The organism is Coprococcus intestinihominis (assembly GCF_040096555.1).
Taxonomy (GTDB): Bacteria; Bacillota; Clostridia; order Lachnospirales; family Lachnospiraceae; genus Coprococcus_A; species Coprococcus_A intestinihominis.
Genome location: NZ_JBBMEK010000004.1, coordinates 1 through 18,992 on the forward strand (window position 1 = coordinate 1; position 18,992 = coordinate 18,992).

An 18,992-nucleotide genomic window follows, 5' to 3' on the forward strand; every position below is an offset into this window, starting at 1 on the left:
TGGACGCGTAGAGGAGGAATTGGTGAGTTATGATTCAGGATATCGCACCCCATCACTATCATAATGAATATCATCATTTTGAAATCCAGAAGGGAGATTGTGTGCTGTTTTACAGAAAGCGTGAAGTCCTTATGGCATATGATGATGAGCAGATTGTTTATCCGAAATATGAGGAAATAAGCAAGAAAGAAGCAAGACAATATAGCTATCTGTTTCGGATTGATGATTGTCGTTATTTCCTTTGCGGTGAAATAGACGAGACATTACTGAATCTGTATCATTTTGAAAGTATTCAGAAGATGCGAAAAGCACAGCCGAAATATCAGGCCTTTGCAGGTGTTACAGGTCTTCAGCTGGCAGAATGGTACAGAAGCCGGAGATTTTGCGGATGCTGTGGCGCTGTAATGGTTCACTCGACAGAAGAGCGGATGATGCAGTGCCCGGAATGTGGCCTTATGGAGTATCCGAAGATTTCACCGGCTGTCATCATTGGTTTAATTCATGAGAATAAGATTTTGATGTCGAAATATGCCGGTCGGGCTTATAAGAATTATGCACTTCTGGCAGGATTTTCTGAGATTGGAGAGTCGGTGGAAGAAACCGTTCACCGTGAGGTCATGGAAGAAGTAGGACTTAAAGTTGGTAAGCTGCATTATTATAAGAGTCAGCCCTGGTCCTTTACTGACACGCTGTTGATGGGTTTTTATGCAGAGCTGGAAGGCGGAGAGGACATTACATTGGATCAGACAGAACTGTCCATGGCGGAATGGTTTGAGCGGGAAGAAATACCGGTGACGTATGAGGACTGCAGCCTGACCAATGAGATGATCATGGCTTTCAAAGAAGGCAAAATTCATTATTAAAAATTGACGCTCAAGTTATAAGTATTGTGTGGGCAGATATTGATAGAAGACTATAAAAGGAGTTTATTCATTACAGGCCGCTTTCGCTGCCGGCGATGAATAAACTCCTTTACAATTATTTAATGTTTTTCGTTGAACGACGGGCATTCTGACTGATGTTCGTATTGGATTTTTTGCCGGAATGCTGTGCCTTTTTGACAGACTTGCCGTTCTTCTTGTTTTCTTCGGCTTTCTTCTCGCGGCGCTTTTTGAAATCGAGGTAAACACAGTAGAGAACGATAGTAGCACCCAGAATAGATGTATAGAATTGGCTGGTTCCCTGCAAATGACCAAAATAAACCATGACGAGAGCAGCAATGGCGATCACTATGTAAGCAATAAATAACATGTCAGACACCCCTTTAAAAATGTAAAATAATAAAAAGAAACTGCTGCAAAATTGAGTATCTTTTTTCAATTTTGCAGCAGCTATTTACGTTTGAATCAATCGAATGAATCAACTATGAAATCTTGCGAAACATTAAGCTCCAAGTACAGTTGCACCGCCAAGGCTGATAACGATCAGAGATACAACGATAACGATGACACAGTAAACGATACATGGTAAGAAGTCTGTGCGGATAATCTTACCTTCGTTGCCGATTGTACCTGTTGTGGCACAAGCGGATACAACGTTGTTAACACATACCATATTACCAATGGCACCACCATTGTTCTGAAGAGCAACGATGATAACCTGTGGAAGACCAACAAGTGTTGCTGTCTCAAACTGAAGGCTTGAGAACAGTGTATTTGATACTGTGTTGGAACCTGACATGAAGGAACCGAGAACACCGATCAGAGGAGCGATAACAATGTAAGCGCCTCTGAAGATAGAACCAAGACCATCAGCCATCATAGTAAGCATTGAGCCAAGTCCGGCTGTTCTGCCATCGATCATGTAAGAAACCTGAATACCGTCATTTGCAGAGTTACGGAAGATGTAAACCATTGCAACACCGAAGAGAAGGGCAATAGCAGCACCTTTTACCTGGTTGAAGGAGTTCTTCCATGCTTCCTTAACAGTGTCACCATTCATACCGTGGAGCGGAATGGTAATCAGACCAACGATAATGAAGATGATACCTGGATTCCAGAGAATAGCCCAGCTCCATGATGCACCGCCAAATAACGGAAGTGTTACCTTAAAGGCTTTCATAGCGCCTGCCCAGCTGTCTGGCTGTAATGTGGACCATACACGAGTGATAACAAGTGCAAGACCGATTAACAGGTAAGGAATCCATGCTTTAACAAGAGACATATCGGACTGTTTTGGTTCAGGAACTTCTGTTGTGCTGAGCCATGAGTGATCCCATGTTTCTTTTTTACCGAATGTCCAGATGTTCTTTGGCATCAGGAAGCCCTTCTTGGATGTGAAGAGGACTACGAACAGAGTGATAACAGCTGCTACAAGAGATACAAGCTCAGGACCGATGAATTTAGCAATTAAGAGGTAAATAACATCGAAAACTACGCAAACAAAAATGATAAATGGTAAAACTTCAAATGCCTTGGCAACTTTCTTGTGTTCAGCATCTTTACCGAACATTGTTACAAGAAGGATGATACCGATTGTAACGATGAAGAAAGCACCAACTGCCATGTTGACTGCTGAGAAGAATGTCAGGTCAGCTTTGAAGGAATCAACGTTGCCGCCCAGGGATGTAACGGATTCACCAAGTGTAGCCATGGATGAGTTTGTAGGTGTACCTACAGCACCGTAACATACAGGAACGGAGTTGTAAATCAGTGCAACAACTGCGGCTGCAAGAGGTGGGAAACCGACACTGATCAGCAGTGGAGCAGCAAGGGCAGCAGGTGTACCGAAACCGGCAGCACCTTCGATGAATGCACCGAAAATGAAACCAATGATAATAGCCTGGATACGGGCATCAGGAGAGATACCTGTAAACATACCGTTGATGGCTGCCATAGCACCTGAACTTGAAAGAGTGTTCATAATCAGGATGGCACCAAAGATAATAACAAGTACGGCGAAAGCTTCAAGGAAACCGATGACTGTCTGTAATGCGACAGCACCAATGCTCATCTTCCATACGGCAACACCGATGATGGCGGCTAAAACCCACGCTAACGGCAGCGCTCTCTTAGCAGGCCAGTTAAATGCAACCATTAATACGACTGTAACAATGATTGGAATGAAAGCAAGTATTGCATACATAACGTATACCTCCTTAAGATTTTTTATTTGCAATATCATTGAATCATCAGAGCTGCTGTCAGGATAATCGGCTATGCCTGACAGCAGCTTGTTTGTATCACTTTGCTGGGTTCAACAAATCGGGATGTTTATTCAATGATAAACAAATCATATTTAATTTTTATTAATTCGATCAGTCTTTGACAACAACAGAAACACCATTAGGGATACATGTAAGCGTAGCGTCCGGTCCTTTAAGTTCACGGGCTCTTGCATAAGCTTCATCAAGTGTTTCGAAATATTCTACCTTCAGGTCTCTGATCAGCTGTTCCTGAGCTTTATCTGCAACAAAGAGAACTTTGTACTTGCGGACGATACGACACCAGATCTGTGCACACCACTGGTCTGGAAGTGTCTCAACCTGAGGTGTATGTAAGCACTGCTGGAAGAATGCGTCAGCAGATTCTGCATCAGCGATAGAATGGTAGTAGGATTCACCGCCATGACCATCCTGACATGTAGCTAACATAATGATAACACCGCCGTCATTAACTGTAGCTTCAGCTGCACTCATGCCCTTTGGACACTGATAAGCGTTCTGATCCAGTGGATAACCGCCATTTGTTGTAATAACGATATCAGCCGGAGCAGGCTTAACTGCACAGTAGTCGGACAGGAAATCAACACCTTTTCTGTGAGCTGTCTTGAAGTTGCCTGCGAAAGCAGCAACTGTCTTCTTGTCTTCATCAATAACAACGTTGCAGATAAATGCCAGTTTGGCCATCTCTGCAGCTGCAACCATATCTTCATGGATTGGGTTCTTGTCAAGAATACCTGTACGAGCATATGGGCTGGCGATAAATTCACCGCAATGGTTACCCATAACAGTAACAGCATCACAGATACCAGGAAGGACACTCTTACGACCGCCGGAGAAACCAGCGAAGAAATGTGCTTCAATGAAACCTTCAGATACAAGAAGAGAAGCGTTGTAAGCAACTTTATCAATGATACAGTCAGGACCGGAAGGGAGATTACCTATCTTAATATTCTTCGATGGGTCATGGGCATCATGGACAATGATGTTGTCTTTGAATTCTTCATAAAGTGCATCACCGAGCTTGCCTTTTAATTCTTCAACTGTTGTTGGACGATGGAAACCTGTTGCAACAAGTAATGTAATCTTGATATCAGGGTTGCCGCATCTCAGTTCTCTGATCATATGAGGCAGGATATCCTGGCTCGGAACCGGACGTGTGTGGTCGCTGATAATGATGGTACAGTCTGGCTTGCCCTTTGCAAGTTCATACAGATGTGGGCTGTCAATAGGATGATCCATGGCTTCTTTCACGATTTCATAGCCATCTTTGTCACTCTTGAGCGCATCAACATTGGATGTTAAGACTGGTGTGTCATCAGGCACTTCCAAATCAAACGTTGTTCTGCCATAAAGGAAATTAACTGTCTTCATACGTTCCACCTCGTTATTAAATTTTGATTAGTGTATCCGATTCAATTCTGCGTATATGGGATGGCAAAATTGATAGGATATGACTTCAACTTCTTTTTTATTCTAGCATACTCTCCAAATATAGGCAAGGAAATTATGCAAATTTTCTAAAAAGTATTATGAAAGAATAAAGTTTGTTGTTAAATATGTGACGCATAAAACGAAAAAAAATGATTTATAGGCAATGTACTATCCATAAATAATTGAATCAAGATCTTTAAATAGACATTTTTAGTGAATTTATACAAAATTCAGCTGTAGTATTGTATACAACATATCGTTAAGAACGTAACATGCAAAATTTTGCCACCATTGCGACCGTCACGCATAAATGATATAATGATAAAAAAGAAGTATTTTGCAAATACCGTGGAAGAGAAAGGATTTTTTTATGAATATAACAGTAATCGGCTGCGGTCGATGGGGATCTTTTATTGCCTGGTATCTGGACAGAACAGGACATACAGTCACTTTATATGGAAGAAAGAGCTCCTCCCATATACAACAGTTTATAGAAACAAGAAGCAATGGCCTGCTGACGCTGCCGGAATCCATTCAGCTGACATCAGATTTGGATGCAGTTGACAAGGCAGATGTGATCGTCATTTCGATTGCGGCTCAGAGTCTTGACAGCCTGATGACACAGCTGCAGACGATGAAGCTTCAGAATAAGATCTTTGTCCTTTGTATGAAAGGCATAGAGATTGGTACAGGACGGAGACTGTCACAGATTGCTTCAGCGCATCTGGATGTTTCAAACAAAGTGGCTGTATGGATCGGACCGGGGCATGTTCAGGAGTTTTATAACGGTATTCCGAACTGCATGGTGATTGACAGCGAGGACGAACAGGTCAAGAAACAGCTTTTGGAGGCTTTTTCCAGTGATTTGATCCGGTTTTATTATGGACAGGACATGATTGGCAATGAGATTGGTGCTGCTGCCAAGAATGTGATCGGCATTGCCGCAGGGATGCTGGACAGCTTCGGCCTGACAACGCTGAAAGGTGCATTAATGTCCCGGGGAACAAGAGAGATTGCCAGACTTATTGCAGCAATGGGGGGCAATGAACTGTCCGCTTATGGACTGTGCCACCTGGGTGACTATGAAGCTACGGTGTTTTCAAAGTTCAGTCATAATCGTCAGTTTGGCGAGTCTTTTATTAAGGGTGAAGATTATGGACAGCTGGCAGAGGGATATTATACGGTGAAGGCCCTTGTAGAGCTTTCGGAGAGATATCAGGTGGAGCTGCCGATTTCAAAAGCTGTTTATGGTATTTTATATGAGCATGCAGACCCGCGTATGACACTTCATCAGCTTTTTACGCGCAGCCTGAAGAATGAATTCTGATGGGCCCCTTTACAAAAAGCCCTGCATGATTATAACGATTAGAAAATATAGAGGTGTTAGTGTGATTCATACAATCAGAGAATTAATAGAGAATAAAAGCGTACTGATCCTGGGATATGGCCGTGAGGGTCGTTCAAGTTGGCAGCGTATCAAAGAGGCCGGCAGCTACAGTCGGATTGCCATTGCTGATATGAACCATGTTCAACTGGAGGAAGGCCATCCGGCAGAATTGATCTGCGGACCGGATTATCAGAAGTGCCTGGATGATTTTGATGTGGTGTTTAAAAGCCCGGGTATTGTGCTTGAGCGGGATATTCATGATTACCGTTGTGAGATTGTTTCGCAGACAGAATTGTTTTTCAGACGTTTTGGTCGACAGTGCATTGGCATTACAGGAACAAAGGGAAAGAGTACGACCACAACGATGATTTACCATATACTAAAGGAAACCGGACATGACTGTGTGCTGGTGGGCAACATTGGTATACCGATGTTTGATATGCTGGATCAGATCAATGAACAGACACTGATCGTATGTGAGCTTTCCTGTCATCAGCTGGAATATGTCACCTGTGCGCCGCATGTAGGATTGCTCCTGAATATCCATGAGGAACATCTGGATCATTACGGTACGATGGAGAAATATGTGGCAGCCAAAGAGAATATTTACAGACCGCAGAAGTCAGGAGATATTTTGATCTGCAATGTAGATAATCTTCCGGAAGAGGGTTCATACAAAGGCAGACTCATCAAAGTCTGCGATCGGGATGAAGAGGGCCGTGGGACAACTGCGGCGGATGTAACTGTAAGCGGTTCAGTCATTAAAACCAAGAAGCATACTTATCAGATCCCAACGGCGCAGATCAGACTGATCGGTCATCATAATTATGTGGACATTGCCTTTGTTTATGCGGTCTGCGCAATGTATGATATCAGTGATGAGGACTTTTCAAAGGCTTTGATGACCTACCATCCGCTGCCGCACCGTCTGCAGTACATTGGTGAAGCATGCGGTATTCGCTTTTACGATGATTCCATTTCGACAATCTGTGATACAACGATCCAGGCGCTGAAGAGTCTGCCGGATACGGATGCGGTTCTGATCGGAGGTATGGACAGAGGCATTGATTACAGTGAACTGATTCAGTTTTTGTCAGTCTGTGATGTGCCGCATATCATTCTGATGGAAGCAACCGGCAGACGTATTTTTGAGGAAATCGGCAAATATTATCCGGCGTTTAATGGCACAGAACGAATCAAACTGGTTTACCATCTGGATGGAGCGGTTGCTTTAGCCAAGAAGATCTGTCGTCAGGGACATTGCTGTGTGATGTCACCGGCAGCGGCAAGCTATGGTATTTTTAAGAATTTTGAAGCCCGCGGCGAAGCATTTGCTGAACTTGTACGGGAGGGCGTGTAATGTACCGTTATATTCTTTTTGATCTGGATGGCACATTGACGGACCCGAAGGAGGGCATTACAAAATGCGTACAATATGCGCTGCAGTATTTTGGTATTGAGGCGGACACAGAGGATCTGGTGGATTTCATCGGTCCGCCGCTTCTGGAATCATTCCAGAAATATTATCAGTTGGATGATGCCCAGGGACATATGGCCCTTAAGAAGTATCGTGAGCGTTTTAAAGATATCGGCATTTTTGAAAATGGCGTTTATCCCGGCATTCATACACTGCTGTCAGACTTGAAGAAGCAGGGGCGAAGCATTGCCCTGGCAACTTCGAAGCCGGAGGTTTATGCCCGACGTATCCTTGATAAATACGAATTGATGCCGTATTTTGATGTGGTGGTGGGAAGCGAAATGGATGGGCGGCGAACGGATAAAGGCGAAGTTATTACGGAAGTGCTCAGACAGCTGCAGGTCGCTGATGGACAGAGGCAGGAAGTTCTGATGATCGGTGACAGACTGCATGATATGATCGGTGCAGGAAAGAATCATGTTGACAAATTGGGCGTATATTACGGATATGCACATGAAGGGGAACTGGAGGAAGCCGGAGCTGATTATACGGTTTGTACAGTTGAGGAATTGTATGATTTCTTTAAGGCACATTAGAAAAGTGTTCGGAGTATTTGGGACTGACTGAATATTTTCGGGAAAGGCAGGGAAAGGCCTTGGATAAGGTATATGAGAAGGCGTACGAGAAAGTCATTGATTATATTGAGAGCAATATTCTGGACGGCCATTTTGAAGTAGGAGATAAGCTTCCCTCTGAGCGGGAATTATCTCAGATGCTGTCTGTCAGCAGGAATTCCGTCAGGGAGGGAATTCGTATTCTTGAGGTCATCGGTGTGATTTCCAGTCAGCACGGCATCGGCAATTACATTGCAGATCATTTTGATAAGACCCTTGTTCAGGTGATGACCATGATGTATGCCCTTGAGAAGATGACATACAATGAGATCCGTGAATTCCGCTATGCGGTGGAGTTTCAGGCAGTTGTACTGGCAATGGACAATATTTCACATGAACAGATAGAAAAGCTGAAGGCGAATCTTGAGATGCTGGAGAACAGTGCGGATGAGGAAGAACAGGTGATGAGTGATAAGATGATCCATTATACGATTGTGGAGGCTTCGGGCAATCGTCTGGTCATGGCTAATTATCTGGCATTGGCCAAGATTATGGACAATTTTATCCGTGAGACAAGGTCCAAGATCATGACTAATGAACGCAAATCGATGACATTTCAGGGCATACACAGACATCTTGTGGAGGCCATCTTCAATCGTGATCTGGAGCTTGGCAAAAGAGCATTAGATGAACATTTTGTTTATATTTGTAAAAATATGGACACTTAAGTCCGGGAAACGTTGAATTCTGCAAGTCAACAAAGAGTCAACAAGAGGCCAAGCAAAACGGTAGACAAAAGAAGGAGAACATTATATAATATTTATATCAACTGGTAGTACCAGTTGGAGACGCGAATGCGTCATATCTCCTTAATTGATTGAATCAAGTTGTATCTTGCCGGGTTCAACGAAATGCAACGGAATAAGGATGTTTTTCTTTTTGAAAAAGAGCCATTGCAAAATAAAGAGGTGTATTTTGTAATAGCTCTTTTTTTCTGCTCTTTTTTTTCATACTTTTAAAAAGTTTGCCTACTGCAGGTCAATTATGCTATAATGAAATGGATTATGCTATTTGCGTAGCAGTCTGAATGTAAGGGCGGTGAATATGGCAGTTTATATAGATGTGATTGTGGATATATCCGTGAACAGTCTGGATCGTATTTTTCAATACAGGGTACCGGAGGAACTGTTGGATGCGGTGAAGGTGGGCTGTCAGGTCAATGTGCCTTTCGGAAGCGGTAATCGGAGACGGCAGGCCTATGTCATTGGCGTGGATACCGTGTTGGCTTATGATGCGTCGAAGATCAAGGATATTTTGGGAGTGACGAAAGCACCGGCGGCAACAGGACAGCTGATTGCGCTGGCAGACTGGATGCACGAACGATATGGCTGTACGATGGCACAGGCGCTGAAGACGGTTCTGCCTGTCAAGAAGTCAGTGAAGGAAGTGAAAAGGACAGCCTACTTCCTTACAGACAGGGAGGGCGCGCAGCAGCTTCTTGAGAAAAGCAGGAAGAGTAGGCGCGAGAAGGCCAGGGTCAGGCTTCTGGAGGCGATGCTGAAGGAAGGATGTATGTCGAAGGAAACCGTGACCGGGGTACTGCAGATTTCAGCATCAACGATGAAATCAATCCTTCAAACCGGCGTTATCAGAGAGGAGACCTCGCAGGTGTACAGGAATCCTGTGAGACAGAGACTTGACGGCTGGCAGGAAGTGTGCCTGAATGATGAACAGATGAATGCTGTGGCATCCATCTGGCAGAATGCGGCCATTTGCCGTGAACACTGGAGCAGAGAGCAGGGAATGCATCTTTTATATGGTATTACAGGCAGCGGTAAGACAGAGGTTTATATGGCCCTGATGGAGAAAGTTCTGAATGAGGGTAGGCAGATTATTGTACTGATTCCCGAGATTTCACTGACGCTGCAGACTGTTTCGAGATTTTATGCCCGATTCGGCAGTCAGATTGCCGTGATGAATTCCAGACTTTCAGCCGGAGAACGGTATGATCAGTATATGCGGGCCAAAAGGGGGGAAGCCTCTGTCATGATTGGCCCGCGTTCAGCTCTGTTTACGCCTTTTGACAGATTAGGGCTTATTATTATTGATGAGGAGCATGAATCTGCGTATCAGAGTGAGATAGTGCCGAGATATCAGGCAGCGGAAGTGGCGGCCAGAAGGGCTGAGATGTCCGGTGCCCTGGTTGTTCTTGGATCGGCGACCCCTTCTGTGGCGGTCTATCAGAAGGCCCGGGAGGGAATGATCGGTCTGCACAGGCTGACCCAGCGGGCCAGGACGGGCAGCCGCCTTCCGGATGTGAAGGTGGTGGATTTGAGAGAGGAATTCCGAATGAAGAACAGAGGCATTCTCAGTCAGTCTCTGCATGAAGCCATGGATGCATGTTTAAAGCGCGGCGATCAGATGATGCTTTTTTTAAACCGACGAGGGTATGCAGGCTTTGTTTCGTGCAGAAGCTGCGGTTATGTGGTGAAATGCAGACATTGTGATGTGTCTATGACAGTGCATCATCATACCCTGTTGAAATGCCACTACTGCGGCAGTGAACAGCCAATGCCCAGAGTGTGTCCTTCCTGCGGTTCACCCTATATTGCCGGTTTCGGTGTCGGAACACAGAAGGTGGAGGAGTTTGTACAGAAGGAATTTCCGAAAGCCCGTATCCTTCGGATGGACAGGGATACTACATCAGGCAAGGATGACATGGGCAGGATCCTGCAGACTTTTTCGGAGGGCGGTGCGGATATTCTGATCGGTACCCAGATGATTGTCAAAGGACATGATTTTGCCAATGTGACACTGGTTGGTATTCTGGCTGCTGATCTGTCTCTGTTTGCAGGGGATTATCAGTCCTCGGAGCGAACATTTCAGCTGCTGACCCAGGCGGCGGGAAGAGCCGGAAGGGGAGACAGGCCCGGAGAGGTTATTATCCAGACTTATCAGCCGGAGCATTATTGTATACAGACAGCGGCGGCGCAGGATTATGACAGTTTTTATAGCCAGGAAATCCGATTCAGGCAGATGCTGCATTATCCGCCGGACAGGCAGATGATGGTGATGCTTGCCGAAGGTGAGCATGATCAGCAGACAGGACAGGCAGTTCAGAAGCTTCGTGAAATCGCCGGAGAGGCAGATTTTGAAGCGGTAGAGTTTATCGGCCCTTCCAGAGCCGGTATTGCAAAGGCGAAAGATCTGTACAGATACACAATGTACATGAAACATCAAGACATCAAAGAACTGATGCGGCTCAGGGATTTTCTGGAAGGATATCTGAAATGGTCACAGCAGTTCTCAAATATATATTTTACTTTTGATATACGTGAGTCATAGGCGGCGGTTTGTGACAGTACAAAAAATGACAAATGAAGCAGTTAAGAAGGAGTGTTAAAATGGCAATTAGAAAATTACGTTATGAAGGTGACCCTGTTCTTGGTAAGGTTTGCAAGGAAGTCAAGGAGATGACACCGCATCTGAAAGAATTGGTGCAGGATATGCTTGAGACAATGTACGCAGCAGAAGGTGTCGGCCTGGCTGCACCTCAGGTAGGCGTTCTTCGCCGTATTGCAGTGATTGATGTGGGTGAAGGCCCATATGTTTTTGTGAATCCGAAGATTGTTGAGACAGCCGGTGAGCAGATTGGTGATGAAGGATGTCTGAGTGTCCCGGGCAAGAGCGGTACTGTTCGCAGACCGGAATATGTGAAGACAGTGGCCTTTGATGCGGATATGAATCCGATTGAGGTGGAGGGACATGGCCTTTTCGCAAGAGCGATGTGTCATGAATTTGATCATCTGGACGGTCATTTGTACCTTGAAAAGGTAGAGGGCCCGCTTAATGAAGTGAGCTATGCAGACGAAGACGAGAATTAGGAGGCAGAATGATGAAAGCGGTATTTATGGGAACACCTGATTTTGCAGTGCCGACACTGCAGAAGATGGTTGATATGGGAATTGAGATAACAGCAGTTGTGACCCAGCCGGATAAGGCAAAAGGCCGCGGCAAGAAAGTCATTTATTCACCGGTCAAGGAATGTGCTCTGGCCCATGATCTTCCGGTTTATCAGCCGGTCCGCATCAAGAAGGATCCTGAATTTATTCAGACACTGCGAGATATGGCACCGGATGTGATTGTTGTTGTTGCATTTGGACAGATCCTGTCAAAAGAAGTCCTGGATATTCCGAGACTGGGCTGTGTGAATGTCCATGCATCCCTGCTTCCGAAGTTCCGCGGTGCGGCACCGATCCAGTGGGCGATCATTGACGGCGAGAAAGTGACAGGTGTGACAACCATGCTGATGGATGTTGGTCTGGATACAGGTGATATGCTGCTGAAGACAGAAGTATCTGTGGATGCCAAAGAAACCGGCGGCAGCCTGCATGATAAGCTGGCGGCAGCAGGCGGTGAACTGCTTGAGAGAACATTGATCGGCCTGGAAGCCGGAACAATCGTACCTGAGAAGCAGGATGACAGTCAGGCCGGTGAATACGCACGTATGCTTGACAAGGAATTGGGGCATATTGATTTTAATCAGCCGGCCGTTGTGATTGAACGACTGATCCGCGGTCTGAATCCTTGGCCGAGTGCTTATACGTATATTGACGGTAAGACATTAAAGATCTGGGAAGCAGAAGTACTGGACAGAAACTATGGCTGTGAATACGGTGAAGTGGCGGAAGTGACCAGAAACAGTCTGATCATCCAGACCGGTATCGGTGCGCTCTCCGTGAAGAGTGTACAGCTGGAAGGAAAGAAACGTATGGATATTTCAGCTTTCCTGAATGGCTATACCATTGAAAAAGGCACCCGCATGGATTTTGAGAATGAAACAAATGAATAATAAGTCTGACAATAAAAATGAATAAGACAGAATGGAAGTGACAGAATGTATTATCCAATGTATGTTGATCCGACATATATTTTGATTATTATCGGAGTGCTGTTGTCTCTGGCAGCTTCCACAAAGGTGAAATCTACTTTTGGAAGATATTCCCAGGTACGTTCTTTGAGCGGATTGACAGGCGCTCAGACAGCCGAGCGCATCCTGCGTCAGGCAGGAATCTATGATGTAGGTATTGCAAGGGTTTCCGGAGATCTGACCGATCATTATGATCCCTCTTCAAAGACGCTGCGTCTGTCGGATTCTGTATATGGCTCCACCAGTGTGGCTGCGGTCAGCGTGGCAGCCCATGAGTGCGGTCATGCGATCCAGCATCAGAATAATTATGTCCCGCTTAAGATTCGAGGTGCTCTGGTGCCTATTGCCAACTTTGGTGCCGGTATCAGCTGGCCTCTGATTGTCATCGGTATTCTGATGGGAGGAAGCAGCCTTCTGATCAATATCGGTATCTGGATGTTTGTAGCGGTGGTTGCATTTCATCTGGTGACACTTCCGGTGGAATTCAATGCATCTTCCAGAGCATTGAAGATTATGGAATCTTCAGGTATTCTGCATGGGGATGAGAATCGCTATGCCAAAGAAGTACTGGGAGCAGCGGCATTGACTTATGTGGCAGGTGCAGCGTCTATGATTCTGCAGCTTTTGCGTCTGCTGATTCTGACAGGGGCTTTCAGAGGAAACGATGATGAACGGTAAAGGAGTTTTATATGGCAGATAATATCAATACACGCGCCATTGTTTATGATATGCTGATGAGCGTAGAGAAGGAGAATACGCCTTCACATCTTCTTTTATCCCAGACATTGATGAAGTATCAGTATCTGGATAAGAGGGACAGAGCGTTTATCAGCAGACTTTTCAGAGGAACATTGGAATATGAGATTTTTCTTGACGGTGTTATCCGGCAGTTTTCCAGTGTACGTCTGAATAAGATAAAGCCGCCGATTAAAGCCATCCTCAGAATGTCTGTTTATCAGATACTGAAGATGGATCATATTCCGGATGCGGCGGCCTGCGACGAGGCTGTGAAGCTGACGAGGAAAAGAGGACTTAAGAATCTGTCGGGTTTTGTGAATGGTGTTTTGAGAAATATTTCCCGAAATAAAGAGGTTATTCATTATCCTGATCCCGAAAAAACACCGGCAGCCTACATTTCCATGCGATATTCCGTGCCGGAATGGCTGGCCAAAATGTGGATTCGTGATTATGGCTTTGAGATGACGGCAGAGATGGGGCAGGCGATGCTGGATGACCAGAAAACGACGGTACGCGTGCGTGACAGTCAGAATATGGCAGCGGTGAAAGAAGCATTGCGGTCAGAGGGACTGCATATAGAAGAAGGATGCATGCTTCCGGAAGCCCTCCATCTATCGGGATATGATTACCTTGGCAATGTTGGTCCTTTTGCAGACGGACGTATAACTGCCCAGGATGAGAGTGCGATGCTGGCAGCTGTGGCTGCCGGAATTGCCGGCGGGGAATCGATTATTGATGTCTGCGCGGCCCCGGGCGGTAAAAGCATGCATATGGCGGATATTTTAAAGGGCAGCGGACAGGTATCTGCAAGAGATCTGACAGAGGCAAAAGTTTTAAAGATTCAGGAAAATCTTAAGCGTACCGGATTAAAGAATGTTTCGGCAGAAGTGAAGGATGCCCTTGTGTTTTATCCGGAAGATGCACAGAAAGCAGATATTGTTATGGCAGACCTGCCATGCTCGGGGCTGGGTGTCATGGGAAGAAAAGCGGATATCAAGCGTTCGGTGACACCTGAGAAGATAACTGCTTTGGCAGCGCTTCAGAGGGAGATTCTGTCGGTTGTACAACACTATGTCAAACCGGGCGGTGTACTGGTTTACAGTACATGCACAGTATCAAAAGCAGAGAATGAAGAGAATATGCAGTGGTTTGAGGAACATTTTCCGTTCGGTCTGGAGAGCCTGGATGCATATGTACCTGAAAAGGTCCGCAATGAACATACGAAAGCAGGTTGGATTCAGATCCTTCCGGGACAGTATCAGTCGGATGGCTTTTTTATTGCAAGATTCAGGTGTAGCCGGGATGAAGGAGCAGAGTGATGAGTGACAAAACAGATATCAAATCAATGACACTTTCGGAGCTGGAAGTTTTTACGACAGAAGTAATGGGTGAAAAGAAGTTCCGTGCCAAACAGATTTATGAATGGATGCATGTGCGTCTGGCGGATTCCTTCGATGAAATGACCAATTTGTCCAAGGATTTGCGTCAGAAGCTTTCAGAACAGTGTGTGTTGACACATCTTGAAATGGTTGAAAAGTACGTTTCGGCCATAGATGGTACGGCGAAATACCTTTTTAAACTGTCTGATGACAGAATTATCGAGAGTGTTCTCATGCATTATAAACACGGCAATTCAGTATGTATTTCTTCACAGGTTGGATGTCGGATGGGGTGCCGTTTCTGCGCATCGACACTGGGTGGCCTTGAACGGCAGATGCTGGCATCGGAAATGCTGGATGAAATTTATCAGATCCAGAAGGATTCCGGTGAACGTGTATCTAATGTGGTTGTTATGGGAACAGGGGAACCGCTGGACAATTTCGATGCCCTTGTGCGGATGATCGATATTCTGACCCATGCACCGGGACTGGATATCAGTCAGAGAAATGTAACTGTCTCTACATGCGGACTTGTGCCGAAGATTTATGAACTGGCGGATTTGAAACTGCAGATCACGCTGGCGATTTCACTGCATGCAGTGAATGATGAGAAACGTCGTGAACTGATGCCGATTGCCAATACATATAGTATAGAAGAAATTTTAAAAGCATGCCGTTATTATTACAGTCAGACCAACAGAAGGATTACGTTTGAGTACAGTCTTGTCAAAGGTGTGAATGACAGCAGGGAAGATGCTAAAGCGCTGGCTGCGCTGCTGGAGGGCATCAACTGCCATATTAATCTCATACCGGTGAACCCGATTGAAGAAAGAAGCTACAGACAGACAGAGGCAGATGCTGTCCTCAAATTTAAAAATATGCTTGAAAAATATGGAAGAAATGTTACTATAAGAAGGGAAATGGGCAGAGATATACAGGCTGCCTGTGGACAATTAAGAAAGAAATATATGGAACAGTCAGGAGAGAAGGAGGGATAATATGCAGGCATATGCCGGAACAGATATTGGCTGCGTGAGGACGATGAATCAGGATGGATATTTCTGTTCAACAACTCCTATAGGGCCATTTCCGAATTTGTTTATTGTTGCAGATGGAATGGGAGGGCATCAGGCCGGTGATTATGCCTCCAGATATGCCATTGAGACATTCCTTGATTATATCAGACACACGGAGAACCGCAATCTGATCCGTGTGATGGATGAGGGCATCGCTGAGGCAAACCGCAAGGTTCTGGAGAAGTCTTTTGAGAACGAAGAGCTTGCGGGAATGGGAACGACGATGGTTGTTGCCTTCGCAGAGGACGGACAGCTCTATGTGGCCAATGTAGGTGACAGCAGACTGTATTTGATCAGTCATGAGATTAATCAAGTGACAGAAGATCATTCCTATGTGGCAGCGATGATGCGAGCCGGTGAATTGACAGAAGAGCAGGCAAGGAATCATCCGGAGAAGAATGTGATTACCAGAGCCATCGGTGTGGCCTGGGAAGTAAAGGCAGATTTTTTTGAAGTGGATTTAAAGCCCGGGGACAAGGTGATGATGTGCTCGGACGGATTGTCCAATATGGTTGAGGATCAGCGTTTATATGATGTTATTTCTTCGAATAGTGTAGAAGATTCAGTCAGGATACTTATAGATGAAGCAAAGGAAAATGGCGGCTATGACAATATTACTGTTATTGTTATTGAGCCCCGGATTGAGGAGGTGAACGAATGTTAATTCCAGGCAGTTATCTGATTAACAGATATGAGATTATTATGAAAATCGGCTCCGGCGGTATGGCTGATGTCTACAAGGCGAAGGACCATGTCCTGAACAGGCTGGTTGCGATTAAGGTTTTGAAACAGGAATACAGTACCGATGCAACATTCGTTAAGAAATTCAGGGTGGAAGCCCAGTCCGCAGCAGGTTTATCTCATCCGAACATTGTGAATGTATATGATGTTGGGGAAGATGACGGCGTTTATTTCATTGTTATGGAATTGGTTCAGGGAATTACACTGAAGAATTATATTGATATGAAGGGCAAGCTGGATATCAGAGAAGCATTGAATATTTCTGTTCAGATCGCTTCCGGCCTCAGTGCGGCCCATGAGAATAGAATTATTCACAGAGATATCAAGCCCCAGAATATTATTATGTCCCGTGACGGCAAGGTGAAGGTGACAGACTTCGGTATTGCGAAGGTGGCGGATTCGACAACTGTGACGACAACGGCAGCAGGTACCGTTCATTATATTTCACCGGAACAGGCCAGGGGCGGTTACAGCGATGAACGAAGTGATATTTATTCCCTTGGTATTACTATGTACGAAATGGTGACCGGACGTGTGCCTTTTGAAGGGGAGACCAATGTGGCGGTGGCATTGATGCATATTCAGAGCGAAATTACACCACCGAGACAGTTGGAACCATCCATTCCGGTCAGCTTTGAGAAGATCATTCTGAAGTGTACCCAGAAGAAGCCGGAGAGAAGATATGCGTCAGCCAGAGAACTGATTGCTGATCTGAGAAAGGTACTGACTCATCCGGACGGCGAGTATGTTGTAATTCCGGGGGCTATTCCTCAGGGCAGAACCATTGTGATGAACGACAATGATATTGATTCTCTGAAAGCGGCTTCACTGCGTAAAAACTTCGGTACGAAACCGGAAGAGACCTATGTGGAGGAACCGGAAGAGGGGGAAGAAGAAAAGCCGGTGCAGAAGCCGGTACAGAAAAAACGCCCTGTGAAGAAGAAAGACATCGAAGAGGATAATGATGATTTTGATAAAGATGAAGAGGATGATGATGACGAAGAGGTGAATCCGGCACTCAGTAAAGTGATGATGGCCTTGGGTATCGGCGGTTTCATTATACTGGCTGTGATTATTTTCTTTATTATCGGTCATGCGGCAGGCTTCTTTGGCGGCAGCGGCAGTCTTTTTGGTCACAAGAACAAAGATACATCAACGGAATCTATCTCAACAGAATCGGTTTCTGATACATCTTCTGACACAAGCACAGCCGGTGAGCGTGTGACAGTTCCGGATTTGTCCAAGATGACAGAGGATGAGGCAAAAGCCGCACTGAAAAAGCTGAGACTGGGCGTGAATGTTCAGACGGGTACTTCGGATGATGTTCCGGAGGGACAGGTCTATGATCAGTCTCCGGCAGCAGGTACAAAGGTAGATGTGCATACACAGGTGACGATTAATATCAGCAGCGGTAAGGAAAAATTCTCTCTGGATGATGTGACGGGCATGCAGTATCAGCAGGCACAGGCACAGCTTGAGAATGATGGTCTGGTCGTCAGCCTTGAATTTGATTACAGTGATTCTGTTGGTTCCGACATGGTTATCAGTACGTCGCCAGAGGCCGGCAGTCAGGTGGTTAAAGGTGATACGATTACCATCACTGCAAGCAAAGGCAAAGAAACGAAAACGACAATTGTGCCGAATCTGCTTGGTCATAATATTGATGATGCTATTCAGATGATCAAGGATGCCGGATTGACTTACAATGGCAAGTCCAGTGATTACAGCGACAGCTATAGTGAGAACCAGGTTATGAATCAGAGCATCAGTGCAGGAAAAACAGTTGATGAGGGTACTACCATCAGTCTGACAGTCAGTCTTGGAAGTCGGGTGACTTCTTATTCTGCAAGTATTCCGATCGAGAGCCCGTTTGGACGTGATATTACAGACGGTGACGGTAATACGGATGTTTATGACAGCGGACAGGTGACAGTTGTTGTATACAAGCCGGATGGTTCAAGTGAAACCGTCTACGATCAGAATACATCAGAAGGCAGTCTGCCTGGCTCAGTGAGTACAACAAGTACAGCATCCGGCAGCGGTACAGTCTATGTTTATCTGAACGGTGTTCAGGTGAGCAGCTATAGTGTGGATTTTGAGTAATGACAGGTCTTTA

16 protein-coding genes are annotated in these 18,992 nt (G+C 45.4%); 13 read left to right on the plus strand and 3 right to left on the minus strand.

Features of this window, described 5'->3' with window-relative positions; genetic code table 11:
• Positions 1-29: 29 nt before the first annotated feature.
• Positions 30-863, plus strand: a complete 834-nt coding sequence (nudC, locus tag WMO25_RS00605) for an NAD(+) diphosphatase (RefSeq protein ID WP_349083316.1) — start codon at positions 30-32, stop codon at positions 861-863.
• 115 nt (positions 864-978) lie between these two features.
• On the opposite strand, the gene WMO25_RS00610 is transcribed toward nudC, so the two are convergent.
• The 3 genes from WMO25_RS00610 to larA form a co-directional block, all read right to left on the minus strand.
• A complete protein-coding gene (locus tag WMO25_RS00610) occupies positions 979-1,251 on the minus strand; it encodes a mitochondrial import receptor subunit TOM20 (protein WP_349083319.1) in 273 nt (90 codons plus the stop codon).
• 132 nt (positions 1,252-1,383) lie between these two features.
• Positions 1,384-3,084, minus strand: a complete 1,701-nt coding sequence (locus WMO25_RS00615) for an L-lactate permease (RefSeq protein WP_349083321.1) — start codon at positions 3,082-3,084, stop codon at positions 1,384-1,386.
• A gap of 172 nt (positions 3,085-3,256) precedes the next feature.
• Entirely contained in the window at positions 3,257-4,534 is a 1,278-nt protein-coding gene (gene larA / locus WMO25_RS00620; protein ID WP_349083323.1) for a nickel-dependent lactate racemase, read from the minus strand.
• 430 nt (positions 4,535-4,964) lie between these two features.
• On the opposite strand from larA, the gene WMO25_RS00625 reads away from it, so the two are divergent.
• The 12 genes from WMO25_RS00625 to pknB all read left to right on the plus strand — a co-directional run bounded on the left by WMO25_RS00625 (position 4,965) and on the right by pknB (position 18,979).
• The gene (locus WMO25_RS00625) at positions 4,965-5,921 is read left to right on the plus strand and encodes an NAD(P)H-dependent glycerol-3-phosphate dehydrogenase (RefSeq protein WP_349083325.1); all 957 of its coding nucleotides are present in this window, start codon (positions 4,965-4,967) and stop codon (positions 5,919-5,921) included.
• Between the two features lie 25 nt (positions 5,922-5,946).
• On the plus strand, positions 5,947-7,341 hold the full coding sequence (gene murD, locus WMO25_RS00630; protein ID WP_349083327.1) for a UDP-N-acetylmuramoyl-L-alanine--D-glutamate ligase: 1,395 nt from the start codon (positions 5,947-5,949) through the stop codon (positions 7,339-7,341).
• Entirely contained in the window at positions 7,341-7,994 is a 654-nt protein-coding gene (locus WMO25_RS00635) for an HAD hydrolase-like protein (protein WP_349083328.1), read from the plus strand. The genes murD and WMO25_RS00635 overlap by 1 nt, the downstream gene beginning before the upstream one ends.
• Before the next feature lie 59 nt (positions 7,995-8,053).
• On the plus strand, positions 8,054-8,740 hold the full coding sequence (locus WMO25_RS00640; protein ID WP_349083331.1) for a FadR/GntR family transcriptional regulator: 687 nt from the start codon (positions 8,054-8,056) through the stop codon (positions 8,738-8,740).
• A gap of 376 nt (positions 8,741-9,116) precedes the next feature.
• Positions 9,117-11,357, plus strand: coding sequence for a replication restart helicase PriA (priA, locus tag WMO25_RS00645; RefSeq protein WP_349083334.1), 2,241 nt, complete (start codon positions 9,117-9,119; stop codon positions 11,355-11,357).
• A gap of 59 nt (positions 11,358-11,416) precedes the next feature.
• Entirely contained in the window at positions 11,417-11,896 is a 480-nt protein-coding gene (gene def / locus WMO25_RS00650; RefSeq protein ID WP_117528142.1) for a peptide deformylase, read from the plus strand.
• An 11-nt stretch (positions 11,897-11,907) separates the two neighbouring features.
• Positions 11,908-12,864 (plus strand): methionyl-tRNA formyltransferase, encoded by a 957-nt coding sequence (gene fmt / locus WMO25_RS00655; RefSeq protein ID WP_227081662.1) that lies wholly within the window; start codon positions 11,908-11,910, stop codon positions 12,862-12,864.
• A 45-nt stretch (positions 12,865-12,909) separates the two neighbouring features.
• The gene (locus tag WMO25_RS00660) at positions 12,910-13,620 is read left to right on the plus strand and encodes a zinc metallopeptidase (protein WP_349083337.1); all 711 of its coding nucleotides are present in this window, start codon (positions 12,910-12,912) and stop codon (positions 13,618-13,620) included.
• A gap of 11 nt (positions 13,621-13,631) precedes the next feature.
• Positions 13,632-14,999 (plus strand): 16S rRNA (cytosine(967)-C(5))-methyltransferase RsmB, encoded by a 1,368-nt coding sequence (gene rsmB, locus WMO25_RS00665; RefSeq protein WP_349083339.1) that lies wholly within the window; start codon positions 13,632-13,634, stop codon positions 14,997-14,999.
• A complete protein-coding gene (rlmN, locus tag WMO25_RS00670; RefSeq protein ID WP_349083342.1) occupies positions 14,999-16,057 on the plus strand; it encodes a dual-specificity RNA methyltransferase RlmN in 1,059 nt (352 codons plus the stop codon). Before rsmB ends, rlmN begins: the two co-directional genes overlap by 1 nt.
• Before the next feature lies 1 nt (position 16,058).
• A complete protein-coding gene (locus tag WMO25_RS00675) occupies positions 16,059-16,799 on the plus strand; it encodes a Stp1/IreP family PP2C-type Ser/Thr phosphatase (RefSeq protein WP_349083343.1) in 741 nt (246 codons plus the stop codon).
• Positions 16,793-18,979: a Stk1 family PASTA domain-containing Ser/Thr kinase gene (gene pknB, locus WMO25_RS00680; RefSeq protein WP_349083345.1), complete on the plus strand. Its 2,187-nt coding sequence runs from the start codon at positions 16,793-16,795 to the stop codon at positions 18,977-18,979. Before WMO25_RS00675 ends, pknB begins: the two co-directional genes overlap by 7 nt.
• The last annotated feature ends 13 nt before the right edge of the window (positions 18,980-18,992 follow it).

Bases quoted from the DNA above. Each gene is read 5' to 3' on its own strand.
- fmt (WP_227081662.1), top strand. From the start codon at position 11,908: ATGAAAGCGGTATTTATGGGAACACCTGATTTTGCAGTGCCGACACTG.
- WMO25_RS00615 (WP_349083321.1), bottom strand. From the start codon at position 3,084: ATGTATGCAATACTTGCTTTCATTCCAATCATTGTTACAGTCGTATTA.
- def (WP_117528142.1), top strand. From the start codon at position 11,417: ATGGCAATTAGAAAATTACGTTATGAAGGTGACCCTGTTCTTGGTAAG.
- nudC (WP_349083316.1), top strand. From the start codon at position 30: ATGATTCAGGATATCGCACCCCATCACTATCATAATGAATATCATCAT.
- WMO25_RS00675 (WP_349083343.1), top strand. From the start codon at position 16,059: ATGCAGGCATATGCCGGAACAGATATTGGCTGCGTGAGGACGATGAAT.
- WMO25_RS00610 (WP_349083319.1), bottom strand. From the start codon at position 1,251: ATGTTATTTATTGCTTACATAGTGATCGCCATTGCTGCTCTCGTCATG.
- WMO25_RS00635 (WP_349083328.1), top strand. From the start codon at position 7,341: ATGTACCGTTATATTCTTTTTGATCTGGATGGCACATTGACGGACCCG.
- WMO25_RS00625 (WP_349083325.1), top strand. From the start codon at position 4,965: ATGAATATAACAGTAATCGGCTGCGGTCGATGGGGATCTTTTATTGCC.
- WMO25_RS00660 (WP_349083337.1), top strand. From the start codon at position 12,910: ATGTATTATCCAATGTATGTTGATCCGACATATATTTTGATTATTATC.
- rsmB (WP_349083339.1), top strand. From the start codon at position 13,632: ATGGCAGATAATATCAATACACGCGCCATTGTTTATGATATGCTGATG.
- pknB (WP_349083345.1), top strand. From the start codon at position 16,793: ATGTTAATTCCAGGCAGTTATCTGATTAACAGATATGAGATTATTATG.
- murD (WP_349083327.1), top strand. From the start codon at position 5,947: ATGATTATAACGATTAGAAAATATAGAGGTGTTAGTGTGATTCATACA.
- rlmN (WP_349083342.1), top strand. From the start codon at position 14,999: ATGAGTGACAAAACAGATATCAAATCAATGACACTTTCGGAGCTGGAA.
- priA (WP_349083334.1), top strand. From the start codon at position 9,117: ATGGCAGTTTATATAGATGTGATTGTGGATATATCCGTGAACAGTCTG.
- larA (WP_349083323.1), bottom strand. From the start codon at position 4,534: ATGAAGACAGTTAATTTCCTTTATGGCAGAACAACGTTTGATTTGGAA.